The sequence below is a fragment of the Planosporangium flavigriseum genome (assembly GCF_011947225.1).
Taxonomy (GTDB): domain Bacteria; phylum Actinomycetota; class Actinomycetes; order Mycobacteriales; family Micromonosporaceae; genus Planosporangium; species Planosporangium flavigriseum.
This window is the reverse complement of sequence record NZ_JAATVW010000012.1, coordinates 57,095-69,939: the sequence shown is the minus strand read 5'-3', so window position 1 is coordinate 69,939 and position 12,845 is coordinate 57,095. Positions and strand designations below refer to the sequence as shown.

Sequence of the window (12,845 nt, the reverse complement as noted above, 5' to 3'; positions counted from 1 at the left end):
GTACACCTCTGATCAAACGGTCCCTGACCGCACGGATCGGTCCTATTCGTACGTGGTTCCACTCAGTGCCGGGCGGCCCAGCACTGTTCCGGCTGTTGGTCGGACTCACCGGCCTCGTCGTCGTCGCAGTCGGCCTGGCCCTCGTGCCATTACCCGGCCCCGGCTGGGTAATCGTGCTCGGCGGCGTCGCCATCTGGGCGATCGAGTTCATGTGGGCCCGGCACCTGCTGCGATACACGACGGAGCAGCTGTACCGGTGGAATGTTTGGCAGCGCGGCCAGCACTGGCTGGTGCGGGTCTTCCTGCTCCTGGCCGTGTTGGCGATCACCGCCACGGTGGTGTGGCTGTCGATCAAGCAGACGTTCGGCTTCGACGTGATCGACTACGTGCTGGGGGTGGGTTGGGCCGGATGATCGACTTGATCGGCACCGGAGAGGCCCGGTGACACGCGAGCTACCCCCGGGAATGCGGACCGCCACCTGGATCAGGTACAGTCGTACCTCGCCCGGGCGATTAGCTCAGCGGGAGAGCGCTTCGTTCACACCGAAGAGGTCACTGGTTCGATCCCAGTATCGCCCACCAGCGTTTAGGCAGGTCAAACGCCCGTTACCGGCAGCCCGGTAACGGGCGTTTCCCGTTGTGCCCATTACGTTGGGAGCAAACTGGGAGCACATGATCGTCTTTGGGTTCGCTTGTGGAGACCCTGGGCGACATTGATCCCCGGCTCCGGCGCGGCGTTGCGGGCGGCGGCCGTCACGCCGCCGCCTGCTCCCCGACCGCGCGGCCGCAGTCGTCGGCGGCCGGTGCCGATGGCTGGAGGGATTCCCACCGGCGCTGGAGCGCGTCGACGAGGTGTCGACGCATGGAGGGGGTGACGTGGCTGTAGATGCCCCGGACGCCGCCGAGGCGGTGGCCCATGCGTCGGGCCTGGGCGATCTCGGGGATGCCGTCCTCGATCAGCCACGTCTTGTGGGTGTGCCTGAGGTCATGGAAGTGCATGCCTTCGAGGATGGGCGGGACGCCGGCTGAGGGGTCGCCGGTGACGGCCGGGGTCCAGGCGCGGCGGTTGAAGTTGGAGCGCCGTTGGAAGCCGCCCCGGGCACCGGGAAACACCATCGGGTGATCATGGGTCTCGAGGCTCTGGCGGAGTCGGCCGACCAAGAACGACGGCAGGTCGATCTCACGCACCGAATCGGGCGTCTTGGGCGGCCCGAGGAACAGCTTGCCGCCCACCTCGTGCAGCGCCCCCACCTCGGGGTGCACGAAGATGACGCCCTTGTCGAGATCGACGTTGGCGCGGTCCAGGCCGGCAAGTTCACCCCAGCGCATGCCGGTGTAGGCGGCGGTGATGACCATGAGTTCGTCGATCGGTCGGCGCATCCGGGCGGCGATGGCGGCCACCTGCTCGGTGCTCGCATGTGGGCGTTCCGGCCGGCCCGATGTGGTCACCCGCACCCCGCGGCAGGGGTTGAACGGGATCCGCCGGTCCTCGACCGCCTCCTGCAGCACCATGGACAACACGGTGATCACGTCGGCGGTCGACCGGGGCGCGAGCTTCTTGCGCAGTTCGAGCACAAGGGTCTTGACGTGGTGGCGGCGGATCGCCACCAGTTCGAGGCGACCAAGTCGGGGCAGGATGTGCAACCGCAGGTGGCTGCGGTAGGCCGACCAGGTCGCCGGCCCGGCATGGTGGCTGGCCGCCCAGAGATCGACCCATTCGGCCAGGCTGATGCGACCATCGCGCGGGTCAACAAAGGTCTCCCGAGCCAGCTCGATATCGATCTCCTGCGCGCGTAGCTGCGCGTCGGCGTTCTTTTCGTGTACGGAGTCGGTGATCACGGTGCCGTCGGGCAGCCGGAGCCGGACCCGAAACGCACTGCTGCGCCGTTCTACCCATGCCATGGCGTGCTCCCATCGTCGCGGTTGTGGTCATCGCGGTCGGGTGGATCCACGCTTCGCATCGGCCTGGTAGGCAAGTCGCGATCCCGGACGGTGGACCGGGATCCTCGTCGCCGTGGGCGGCGGCCGGTCGGGGCCTGACCGTGCTGGGCCACGATGGCGGCGAGGTCGGCGGCGGAGAAGCGCAGGTGTTTGCCGAGGAAGGTGCACGGGATCTGCCGGGCGGCGGCCTGACGCCGCAGCCACGACTCGCGAATGCGCAGCTGCGCGGCGGCCTCGACCGGGGTATACAACAACTGGTTGCCCTCCTTTGCCGGCGGCGGTTCGGTCAGTACGGTGACGTCGGCTGGCTGCCGGTGGACCGGAGATTGGAACAGACGGCCAGGATTGGAACGACCTGGGGACACAAAGGACTCCTTGATGAAGGTCCGGCCGCATGGCCGGAAAGGGGGTTTGAAAACGCCGAGCCCGGTACCCGCTAGAGGCGGGTACCGGGCGTCAGATCCGATTACCGGAATCGAAGGATTACGATTTCATCGACGACTTCATCTCGCGGGCGCCGGCTACTCCAGATCGCGAAAAACCGGCGCAGCGCTGACAAGATGAGCGCAAGCAGTCGGGTGTCCGGCAGGCGATCCAACCCGATCCGCGGGATCACCTATACGGATGGCCGGCAGCGCAGGCTGGTGGCCGCCGGGAACGCCACAGAACTACAACAACGCAGCGTGATTGATCGACCCCTGACCGTGGAAGCAACCTTCTCGCTTGCCTGATACGCCTCAAGAGGCCCCGAACTGAGGTTCGGGGCCCGCGATCGACTGGCTACTGTTCGTGGAGGCCGACTTCCCCTCGGTTAGACTCACGTCGTCGCGGCGCTGGCCCTCGGCCAGCGCCGCAGCCATGTCTTGCGCGGCTCGGACTAGACCTAGACTCGCCTCAACACGCCGCAGGGCCCTCCGGTGGTGAGCAGGAATCGATGACGAAAAAGAACCCCGTATCACCGGCGGCCAGCGGGGGTGCCGGCACGCTGTTCGAGTACCGCGTGGCTGCCATCGCGTACAGCTACCTGCTGTCCGGCGCGCACCCTCCGGGTCTGGCGGTGTCGATCGCTGGCGTGGGCCTCCAGCAGCGCGTGCGGGGACATTTGCTCGATGACATCGTGGTGACGGCCGAACCCAGTCCGAACCCCCTGTGTACCGAGTACCAGGTGAAGCTCACGCTCAGTGTGACCGCTGCAGACTGGCAGTTCGTCTCGGTGATCACCCAGGCGCTGCACGTGCTGGACGAACGAGCCGATGACGTCGCTCGCGGCGATCTCGACCTGGGCCTGATCGCACGTGGCGATCAGGACGCGTTGGACCAACTCGCCGCGCTGACCAACTTCGCCCGTGGCCACACGGCGGAGGAGACGTTCGCGGACGTATTCGAGCCGGGTGTAGTGAATCAACCGCTACGGGACCGTCGGGATCAGGTACGCAAGGCGGTCGAGGCCGCCATCGCCGAGGGCGCACCTGATCTTGGAGGCGTAGCGGTCTCCGCCCACGCGTTGCTCTCAGCCCTGCACGTCTGGCGCGTGTCGGATGGGGATGACGGGGCCGACTATCTGGCGGCACTCGACCGGCTCACTCCGGCCGCCGAGTCGTTCGGTGTGAATCCAGTAGATCTGTTCGGGCACCTCGCGTCGCTGGCACAGGGCTGGGGGGTAGTGGCTGGCGTGGTCGACGCGACCAGCATCCGCCGCCAACTCCGACGCCGTGGATTGGGCCTTCGAAAGACCGCTGGGGATGGCCCGGTGGTCGACCCACACAAGGTTGACGCCGACGCGGTCGTTCGTGGCCCCGTCGCGGCCTTGGAACTCGACGGCGCCCTCGACCAGGCCGAGCGGCTGCTCGCTGCTGGGGATCCATCGGCGGCCGATCTTTTTGCCGACATGGCTAACCGCCTGGAGGAGGCTCGATTCTGGCCGCACGCGGCGATCATGCGCCGACGTGAGGCGGACGCACGTCAGAGTGCTGGCTACTCAGACGATGCGGTCATCGGCAGGGTCGGCCTGGCGTGGGCCCATCTCGATGCGGTTCAACCGTGGGAGGCGGGTTTCGCGCTCAACGACGGACGGCGGCCTGGGGTGGCCGAGCGGGTCAGCGCGTTGGCGGCCCGTGTCAGCAAGGCGGTGGACGCCGCAGTCTGGGTCGCCAAGGGTTCCGATCTTGACGGGCTTGTTACGGCATTCGACGGGCTTGAGGAGGGCGATCCGTACCGCGAGCGCGCGGCGGCGTTCTTGTGTGAGGAGGCCATCGCCGACGCCCGGCCAGACGTGATGCTGGACCGCCGCGATTTGCTGGAGGCAGTCGCGCGTACAGCGGCGGGTCACGGCGACGGCCCGACGCGACGGTGCGGTGCGCGTATCCAGATGTGTATCGCGGATGCCACCGGCCAGTGGGCTCCGCTTCTCCCGGAAATCCATCGTCGGTACCCCCGGCCGATTGTGGCGTGGGCGCACGCCCGATATGGCCGCCACCTCGCGCTGTCCGGTGATGGCGCTGGCGCTCAGACGCAGTACCTGCTCGCGATCGAACGCGCCTGCGTGGCCGAGATGTTCGACGAAGCTGCCGACTGGCTCTACGCCCTGCGGACGGTGCGATTCTGGTACGCCGATTTCGAGACCGATGACCAGCACCCGTTGGCGCAGGCCCTACGACCCAACGCGAAACCCAGCCAACTTCCCGGGTCACCCCACACCGCGGAGCACGCTCTCCGCGCCATGCTGGATGAGGGCAAGCCGCGCGAGGCGCTTCAACGAGTCCAGCGGTGGCGGTGGCAAGCCGTCGTCCGCGCCCAGCTCACTGAAGAAATCGATGCGGTCGAGTCGCTGGGCACGCTGCTCCAGCGGCATGACGAGATCCAAGCCGCAATCAAATGCTTCGTCCGCGCCGGTGCGGAGAAAGAGGCCGCTGCAGCCGCACGCTACCTTCCCGATGCGCCCGCCCACCTCGACACGGATATGCTCGCCCCAGTCGAGTCATGCCGTACCGCCGCCTACGCGGCCGTCGCCGCTGCCGCCGACCTGATCAGCGACGACGATGCGCGGACGTGGGCAGACGCCGCACTCGCGGAAATCGCCGCCGATCATGACGAGCGGCTGATTGGCCGGTCGGCCCGGTTGCAGGCGTTCGACGCCCTCGCCGCGCTCTGCGACTCCTTGTCCGACGACCAGGTCGACAAGCTGCTGCTGCTCGTAGCGCCGCTGATCGACCGGCCAGCGGATCATTACAGGCACACCGACGAGGCCGTCGCGAAGATCCTGATGTCGGCAGCGGCGAAGCGCACTGACGTGGTGCCGCTGCTGGTCCGGGCGCTGCTCGCGGACCAGCGGATGGCGGAGATCATTCTTGCTGGAGCGACAGACGTCTTCAAGACGCACAAGGACGTGGTTGGCAAACTCCTTGAGCCCGCCGCTCCAGCCAAGCAGCACGCCTGCCTTGCGCTCATTCTCGCTGGCGTGGAGCCCGCGCCGGCGTTGGAGTACGCGAGGAGCCGAGTTGATCAAGAACTGACCGCCCGCGAGCACCAGCCTGGGCGGATCACCTACTACGCTGGCGCGGCTCAGGTCGCAATCTTGGCATCGGTACTCGACTCGGAAACTCGCATCCGGGTTGCCCGCACCATGCTCGACCGGGCGTTGGACCGCAGGGAAGCTACCGTCAGCCGCCGAGACAGCCTAAAAGGACTGATCAACATCGTCGCTGACGTCGACGACAGCACCCGGGCGACCCTCCTGCCGTCCGTCTTGGAGATGGCTCGCGGCGAACACGACGGTGGCCCGGCCGACGACATTCTCCATGGCTCCAGCGGGTTTAGCATGCTCAAGATCGCGGATGGGTCGCCGACTTTGTCGGATCTCGCTCTCGAGTGCGCCGCACGTCTTGCCGCTGACCAGTCCGACCTCGTGGCGGTCGAGCAAATTGGTATTGCGTTACTGCGCACCGCTGACGAGCCCGGCCAGTGGCGTATCGGTCGTGCGCTCGCTCTGCTTCCGGCCCGTGCCTCCGAACTTCGACTGGATCATTGCGCCGTCCATCCGAGCCCAGCTCTGAGAGCGCTCGCCGCATTACGGTGGGCACGGGATCCAGCAGCCTTACCAGCGGCAACCGCCGTCCAACTGGCCCGCGATGACGACCACCGAGTAAGACACGTGCTGGCTCGCGCTGTACGTGACAACCACGGTCTTGCGACGAACGACGAGACAACCAACGTGGTGGTCAACATCTTGGCTTCCGACGCCCGACGGAGCATCCGCAGCTACATAGCCGGGCTTGTGACGTCCTTGCCAGGCAGTGCTACTCCGACTTGATGCCGCCGCCGTCCACTTCATGGCCGCCCGCTGGGGATGTCCGGGCCGACCGGGTAGGGCACGTGGAACCAACAACCTGCAACCTACTAAGGAGCCGAACCCCCGCGGGCCAACCGATATGTTCTTGCAGCTCAAGTCGGCACAATCCACGAGTCGGTCATGCAGGCTTGTGTCTAGCCGGGAGCACGGTACAGAACTGCAAAAACGAGACGTGGCCGGTCGGTTACTGAACGTAGAAGTATGTTTTCCGCTCACATGACCACACGAGGATGCCCCGGCATCTACGCCGGGGCATCCTCGTGTTTGCCTGACGATCGGGAGCGACACCGAGCGCATCGCCGTGTAAGGGCTCATCCCAGATGGTTGGGCTGCGGCCTGCTCTGTGATCCTGATTGAGTGACGGACGTCGTTGTCAACATGGTCAGGACCTGGGCGCCGGACGACTTCTGGCAGGCCGCCCAGCCGGAGCTAGGGCACCGGCTCCCAATTCCACGGCCGCGAGCCGCGCTCGCCCCGGATGCACGCTAGGCGGTACTGCGCCTGCTTTCGCAGGTGGGGGTATTGAGCGGCCATCTGAGCCGCGAAGGTCACCTTCCGCAGCTCTCGTGCGTCCCGGAGGACCGTGTACCCGGCCCAGTCGGTCACGTCGTAGCCGTAGCGGTGGCAGAATTCAGCCCACTCCGCGTCGGAGAGTGACCCGAACGTGAAGTGATCGACGGCGATGCTGACCAGGTCCCACTCTGGGGGCCCGTACGCGAATCGTTCCAGGTCGAGGACCACTGGTCCGCCCGCGGTAGCGACGATGTTGCCGCCCCACGCGTCGCCGTGGACGGCGCCGCGCGGCAGCCCCGCGGGCAGCTCGGCATACCGTTGTTGTAGACGGTGTAGGTGTTCGTGCAGCCACTGTCGGTCGGCGTCGCTGAACACGGAAGCCTCGGCGATCCGCTCGTCCAGCCGCACGAAGGGCGCTAGCGGCGACAGATCGAGGTATGGCGGTGGTTGAAGGGCGTGGAGTTGGCGAAGGACGTCGGCGACTTGGTCCACCGAGCCTTCCCGGTGCAGAGGCAGCTCTCGCCAGAAGGTGACCGGCACGCCATCGACCACGATCGGTTGGGTGATCTCGAGCATCGCCTCGACGACCGCGATACCCGCCGTGGACAGCCAGCGTGACACCTGGACCTCTTTGTTCGCGGCCGCTTCTTGGCCGGGTCGCCCGACACGGGCGACAACGCCGTCGACGAGGCGAAAGAGGGTGTTCTCCCCCGCTCGGATGAGTTCGGCGTCCGTGCTGTCGAACCCGGCCTGTTTGGCGGTCAACTCGAGTGCCTGCCGGGCGGTCAAGTGCCGACCCCGACGGTCGCGGCGACCCGGGTGCGCAGGTCCCGGACGTCTTCGATCGTGGCGTGCCTACCGGAGGCCCGGTACAGGGCGCGTAGGTCGTCTCTGGCGCGCAGTGATTGGACAGGACCGGCATCATCGAGGGCCTCGTGGCCGATGCAGGCGGCCTTGCGAGGATCGTCTTTGATCATCGTCAGCGTGGCGAGCTTCGTGCGGGAAATGGCGCGCGACCGGGCGTACTCCGGTGCGTGGTGCAGCACTGAGTACGCGAAGCGGTCAGCGGCTTCCGTGGTGAGCCCGGTACGCATCGCGACATCAAACAGTGCGTGGGCCGTGTCGCCGTGGTGCTGGGCCACGTCATAGAAGCGCATCCACGGGGGATCTTCGCCCGGGTCGGACTTGGCGAACGCTTCGTCCGCCGCGCCGACCGCAGCGAGGACGTCCTGCGCCCGCGCGGGTCCGAGCTTGGCCAAGGCACGCGCCCGCACGGTGTGGAGCATCGCGCGTTCGGTGGCGGTGAGCCGGTCGGCGCGGACCAGTCCCATCTCGGTCCATGTCAGGCCGTCGTCGGGTTGCCCGCACCACACCGCCTGCCGCGCCATGCTGGACAGCAGCATGGCGCGCTGGTGCCAGTTGTTGGCGATGTCAGCGCACTGCAACGCGAAGGTGAAGCGATTTCGCGCATCGTCGTGAGCGTAGGCGTCGAAGAGCATGAAGCCGACGACGCCGGCGAGATGGGCCAGCGCGGTGTACAGGTCGGCGCGCAGGTCCGGAGAGCATGGGACGGTGAGCAGCCGGGCCGCTTCGCGGAGCTGCTGGTCGGCGATGGTACGTGCGGCCACGGCGCCGCCGCGAGTGTTGTCGCAGTGTTCTAGGAGATCCGCGACTGACAGGACGTGATCGATGTGGTCGCGGCCAACGCTCGCGGGCGCGTTCTGTGGATCGGTCGCCGCCAGCAGTTCGATCACCGGATACACGGCAAGGGCCGTGCCTGCGAGAGTGCCGATGCTGGTGGACAGCATCTCGCGTCGATTCATGTCGTCGACGGTAACGGCGCAGGCGGCCGGTGGTGCGAATCCAAGGTCGGCATCCGAGTCGGCCTTCAGAACCGCCCGCAACGCCGCTCGCAGCGCGGGCCGAGGGCAACCGATCTTCCCGCTTTCCAGCTTGCCTAGGTGGTTGGCGTCAAACGAGCTCTTCACCGCGGGGTCGGGGTCGACGATCTTGTTGACTAGTTCAACCACTTCTTCGCGCGACATTGGTTTGCCGGGCCGTATTCGCGACGGCTGCCGCAGGCGAGCGTGGATGAGCTTGTCGTTGCGGGCCACCGGTCCTCCGAAGGACTTCCCTTGCCGATGGAGCAGTACAGCGCCTCAGCCTGTTGCACCGCGCACAGTGCACAGCATGGCACCGTGCTCCATCGATGACAAGGGATCGGTAAGCGGCCGATCACTGCCGGAATTGGCACCGCGAGGTCTGCCCTGCTGGCCCGGCCTCGCCGGGAAACCGTTCGTTAGTCCAGGTCGAATTCGCCCTCACGGACGGCGGCAATGAACTGGTGCCACTGCTCGGCGCCGAACGCGAGGACTCCACCGTCTCGGTTCTTGCTGTCCCGGACGCCCACCAAATCGGGAGTGAAAGCGACCTCTACGCAGTTGCTACCACCGCCACTGAAGCTCGACGTGCGCCAGTTGTCGAAGCGTCCATCGCTCACGGTGCTTTCCTTCCTGGACTATCGCTTGGCCGCCTTGGCCAGAACTCGGGCGCTTTCTGCAGGGGCCAGTGCGCTGGTGCGCAGGCGCTCATAGAGCGCAAGGTAGTGGCCGACCTGGTCGGGCTCGGTCAAGACGAGATCGGATGTGACGGTGTCGACCGCGACAACGACTGGATCATCGGGGTCCGGATAGGTGTAGATCGAAAACGAGGATCGAGGGACGGTGTGGCCTTCGATCTCGACATCGACGGGCAGCAGGTACGCAGTGACTTGCGAGGCTTGCGCCATCTTCGCCAGGTGGGCGAGCTGACCGCGCATGACGGAGACCGCCGCGCTCAGGCGCCGCACCGCCAGCTCGTCGACGATTACTTCGTAGGTTGGGCCGCCGGGACGGTGCAGCATCCGTTGCCGGGCCGCCCGTGCCTCGATGGAGCGGGCGGCGTTGAAGGCGGCCGAGCGTTCTGCGGTGTCAACGGCGGCGCGCGCTGCGGTGTACTCCGGGGTCTGTAGCAGGCCGGGGATCAGCGTCAGGTGGTACTCGCGAATGCTGGCTGCTCCGGCCTCCAAGTTCGCCACCATCGCCTGCCGCTCGCCCATCTCCTCGGCGTGCGACTCCCACCAACCCCGCTCGCCGGCCTCACGGGCGATCTGGATCAGCTTCGTCCAGTCGTCGCCGGTCACCCCAAGGCAATCAAGGATCTTGATGACGTTGTTGACGTCCGGTCGGACCTGCCCATTCTCCAATCGCGAGATCGAGGTCCGGTGCAGTCTCGTGGCCCGTCCGACCTGCTCTGACGACATCCCTTGCTCTTGGCGCCGCGCCAGTAGTTCCCGGCCCAACCGTAGGCGGCGGACGTACGGACTGATCACGCCCTACCTCCTGCTGTAGCGCTCACCCGCACCGTGCACCGCCATGCACGTCGATGCGCCGAGCGTACAACGGCGACCTGTCCGCACGCGCCAGGGAACTTCTCCCAGGCGTGGTCGGGATTTCCACCGGCCGGTGGAAATCCCCAAATCCCTCCCTGCCTAAATCCCTGCCGCGCCCCTCCGACGTTTGGCCACCGTGGAACCAGTCACGCCGACGAGGCGGGAGGTGACACCGGGTGACAACGACACCAGGAACGGCGCTATCGCCGTCCCTGTCCGATATAGGTGGCTGGCGCCGCAGACGCTGGGCCTTGTTGGGCCAATGGGCATCTGTCCCCTGCCTGACCGCGCAGTGGGCCAAGCAGGTCCTCGCCACGCTGCCCGAGGTTCTTCGCCTAGGGCATGACGAGTCGGCTCTCCTCAGAGCGAGCGCCTGATGCCGGCCGCCACCTTCCGCCCGACGGCCGAGGTGATCGCCGAGGCGCACCGCCAGTTGGCCGAGCACGTGACGCTCTGGACCCAGCTATGCGCGGCGTGCGGCGTCGAGGGGCCCTGCGCCGTTGCCCAGGACGCGATGCGAACCCTTGCCCTACGCGGCGAGCTGCCTCGCCGAGCGCCACAGGCAACTAGGGCGTATCTGGCCGGACTCCGTCCGTTGTCCGGTCCGTCGGTTTGGGCCGCGGCTGCGGGTGAGGACGGTGCGGCATGACCACGCTGATCGCCGGTACCGCCATCGCGGCCAGCGCAATGATTATCGGACTTGCCCTTGGGTGGTACCTGCGGGCAGTTACTGCCTGGTGCCCCCATTGCGGCGATGTGTTGGTGTGCCCGACGTGTACCCGTCGGCCTGGGTGGCGGGCCGCATGGCCGAGACAGCCGGCTAGCCGCCGATGAGTACCCGCTACGGCGCTAGTCCGGCGCTCCTCTGCCCTATTCACCCAGGTGATCCTGCCCCGGCGACCCCACCCCTGCGTCGCGGACTGGTATCTCGCACTGCACCACTCCAGCCGCGTTGGTCCCCCGCCACCCGCATCAGCCGCTCCAAGGAGACACAAGATGCACGATGTCCCGATCGCAGCCTTCGGTGACGTAGACGGGCACTACCTGCCAGTCGTCGCCACCGCCACCTCCGACGGAGTCCTGGGATGATCACCGCGACCGCACCCGTGATCGACAGGCACCGAACCGGGACCCCGTCCGTGGCCACCGTGACGGTCGGTGCGGACCCTGCGGACCGGCCAGATCTCGTCGCGCAAGTCGTTGACGCCATCGCCGCCATCGTCGGCGTCACCGGGAAAGTCGGTTCCGGCAGCGACCTGCGGCTCACCCTCGACGGCGGGGCGGTGGTGCGGGTCAGCGTCACCGCCCCGGCGCGGCCCGAGGCGTACCCGTCTCCGAGCTCCGTCGTGTCGGTCGTCATCGACGACCCGGGCCGACTCACCGACGGGCGACTGTGCGAGGTCGCCGCCGCGGTGGGCCGCATCGGGTTCACCGACGGCGAGCTGCGCCAACTGCGCGCGCAACTGCCGCTGACCGCGACCATGCCCGCCTACCTGCCGGCGCGATGTCTTGCCGGCATCGCGCCGGTGCTCACCGTGCACCACATGACCGACTTCCTGGTGATGGTCGAGGCGATCCAGGCGATGGGGGTGCTGCCGGAGGCGCTCACCGTCATCGACAAGGGCTACCGGTACCGGCACACCCACCGCGTCGACGCGCACTTACGTCGGGCCGGTATCGCCGTGTGGCCGTGGACGGCGACCGCGGCCGCGCTCGACGACCACACCCGTCGCGCACGTGCGCTCGGCCGGGCCGGGCTGCTCGTCGACGACGGCGGCTACACCCTGCCGGTCCTGCTCACGCAACGCCCGGACCTCGCTGGCGCGTTCGTCGGGCTGGTGGAGCAGACCATCTCCGGCATCACCAGGTTGGCGCCGTTCGCCGGCGCGATCCCGGTGCCGGTGTTCTCGGTGGCCGAGTCGCGGCTGAAGGCCACCATCGAGTCCTACGGCGTCGCCGACGCCGCCGTGCGCAACATCCTGGCGCTGACGCCGCACGAGAAGTTCGAGGGCCAGGCGGCGCTGGTGCTCGGGTTCGGCCGCATCGGCGAGCAGATCGCCGAGGTCCTGCGAACCCGGCGGATGCGGGTGGCTGTCTACGACTCCGCGATCGTGCGGCTGGTGGCCGCGCACGAACGCGGCTTTACCACCGCCAGGTCGCTGGTCGAACTGCTGCGCCGGCACCGGCCGCTGCTGATCGTGGGCAGCACCGGCCGCACGTCGCTGCGCGGCGAGCACGCCGCCGCGCTCGACCAGGACTGCTACCTGGTGTCGACTACGTCCCGGACCGCCGAGTTCGCCCTGGACGAGTTGGTTGAGGAGGCCCGGTCGGTGACCGACGCCGGCGTGCTCGGCGTCCGGCTGCAGCTGCCGCACGGACCGGTAGCCACCGTGGTCGGCGACGGCTACCCGATCAACTTCCACTACGCCGAGTCGATGCCGAACAAATACGCCGACCTGGTGCTGGCCAGCCTGCTCGTCGGCGTCGCCACTCTGGCCCATCCGACCCGCAGTGGCCTGGTCGCCGGGCACAACGTCGCCCGCACCGACGAGATCCTGGAATCGTGCGGGCTACTGGAGCGCTACTACGCCCGGTTCGGTCCATCGTGGTGAC

11 protein-coding genes and 1 tRNA gene are annotated in these 12,845 nt (G+C 67.5%); 6 read left to right on the top strand and 6 right to left on the bottom strand.

Annotation, left to right across the window (positions count from 1 at the left end; all coding sequences use genetic code 11):
* Window positions 1–65: 65 nt before the first annotated feature.
* Together HC028_RS17300 and HC028_RS17295 are read left to right on the top strand one after the other, a co-directional pair.
* Complete coding sequence (locus tag HC028_RS17300; RefSeq protein WP_168078383.1) at window positions 66–413, top strand: PGPGW domain-containing protein; 348 nt, start codon at window positions 66–68, stop codon at window positions 411–413.
* 94 nt (window positions 414–507) lie between these two features.
* Window positions 508–582, top strand: a tRNA-Val gene (locus tag HC028_RS17295).
* 171 nt (window positions 583–753) lie between these two features.
* Here HC028_RS17295 and HC028_RS17290 read toward each other — a convergent pair.
* Both HC028_RS17290 and HC028_RS17285 read right to left on the bottom strand, forming a co-directional pair.
* A complete protein-coding gene (locus HC028_RS17290; RefSeq protein WP_168078382.1) occupies window positions 754–1,902 on the bottom strand; it encodes a tyrosine-type recombinase/integrase in 1,149 nt (382 codons plus the stop codon).
* Complete coding sequence (locus tag HC028_RS17285) at window positions 1,890–2,306, bottom strand: helix-turn-helix domain-containing protein (protein WP_239075546.1); 417 nt, start codon at window positions 2,304–2,306, stop codon at window positions 1,890–1,892. Before HC028_RS17285 ends, HC028_RS17290 begins: the two co-directional genes overlap by 13 nt.
* A 195-nt stretch (window positions 2,307–2,501) precedes the next feature.
* On the opposite strand from HC028_RS17285, the gene HC028_RS17280 reads away from it, so the two are divergent.
* Together HC028_RS17280 and HC028_RS17275 are read left to right on the top strand one after the other, a co-directional pair.
* Window positions 2,502–2,672, top strand: coding sequence for a hypothetical protein (locus tag HC028_RS17280; protein WP_168078381.1), 171 nt, complete (start codon window positions 2,502–2,504; stop codon window positions 2,670–2,672).
* 203 nt (window positions 2,673–2,875) lie between these two features.
* On the top strand, window positions 2,876–6,250 hold the full coding sequence (locus HC028_RS17275; protein WP_168078380.1) for a hypothetical protein: 3,375 nt from the start codon (window positions 2,876–2,878) through the stop codon (window positions 6,248–6,250).
* A 468-nt stretch (window positions 6,251–6,718) separates the two neighbouring features.
* Here HC028_RS17275 and HC028_RS17270 read toward each other — a convergent pair whose 3' ends face one another.
* The 4 genes from HC028_RS17270 to HC028_RS17255 all read right to left on the bottom strand — a co-directional run bounded on the left by HC028_RS17270 (window position 6,719) and on the right by HC028_RS17255 (window position 10,172).
* Window positions 6,719–7,591 carry an aminoglycoside phosphotransferase family protein gene (locus HC028_RS17270; RefSeq protein ID WP_168078379.1) on the bottom strand — a complete coding sequence of 291 codons (873 nt, stop codon included), beginning with the start codon at window positions 7,589–7,591 and terminating at the stop codon, window positions 6,719–6,721.
* Window positions 7,588–8,916, bottom strand: coding sequence for an NsdA family TPR-like regulatory protein (locus HC028_RS17265; RefSeq protein WP_239075545.1), 1,329 nt, complete (start codon window positions 8,914–8,916; stop codon window positions 7,588–7,590). Before HC028_RS17265 ends, HC028_RS17270 begins: the two co-directional genes overlap by 4 nt.
* A 185-nt stretch (window positions 8,917–9,101) precedes the next feature.
* On the bottom strand, window positions 9,102–9,302 hold the full coding sequence (locus HC028_RS17260; RefSeq protein ID WP_168078378.1) for a DUF397 domain-containing protein: 201 nt from the start codon (window positions 9,300–9,302) through the stop codon (window positions 9,102–9,104).
* A gap of 18 nt (window positions 9,303–9,320) precedes the next feature.
* Entirely contained in the window at window positions 9,321–10,172 is an 852-nt protein-coding gene (locus HC028_RS17255; RefSeq protein ID WP_168078377.1) for a helix-turn-helix domain-containing protein, read from the bottom strand.
* Window positions 10,173–10,608: 436 nt separating this feature from the next.
* Here HC028_RS17255 and HC028_RS17250 point away from each other — a divergent pair, with 436 nt between their 5' ends.
* A complete protein-coding gene (locus HC028_RS17250) occupies window positions 10,609–10,881 on the top strand; it encodes a hypothetical protein (RefSeq protein WP_168078376.1) in 273 nt (90 codons plus the stop codon).
* A 436-nt stretch (window positions 10,882–11,317) separates the two neighbouring features.
* Window positions 11,318–12,844, top strand: a complete 1,527-nt coding sequence (locus HC028_RS17245) for an NAD(P)-dependent oxidoreductase (RefSeq protein ID WP_168078375.1) — start codon at window positions 11,318–11,320, stop codon at window positions 12,842–12,844.
* Window position 12,845: the final 1 nt, after the last annotated feature.

Bases quoted from the DNA above. Each gene is read 5' to 3' on its own strand.
- HC028_RS17290 (WP_168078382.1), bottom strand. From the start codon at position 1,902: ATGGCATGGGTAGAACGGCGCAGCAGTGCGTTTCGGGTCCGGCTCCGG.
- HC028_RS17280 (WP_168078381.1), top strand. From the start codon at position 2,502: ATGAGCGCAAGCAGTCGGGTGTCCGGCAGGCGATCCAACCCGATCCGC.
- HC028_RS17275 (WP_168078380.1), top strand. From the start codon at position 2,876: ATGACGAAAAAGAACCCCGTATCACCGGCGGCCAGCGGGGGTGCCGGC.
- HC028_RS17250 (WP_168078376.1), top strand. From the start codon at position 10,609: ATGCCGGCCGCCACCTTCCGCCCGACGGCCGAGGTGATCGCCGAGGCG.
- HC028_RS17245 (WP_168078375.1), top strand. From the start codon at position 11,318: ATGATCACCGCGACCGCACCCGTGATCGACAGGCACCGAACCGGGACC.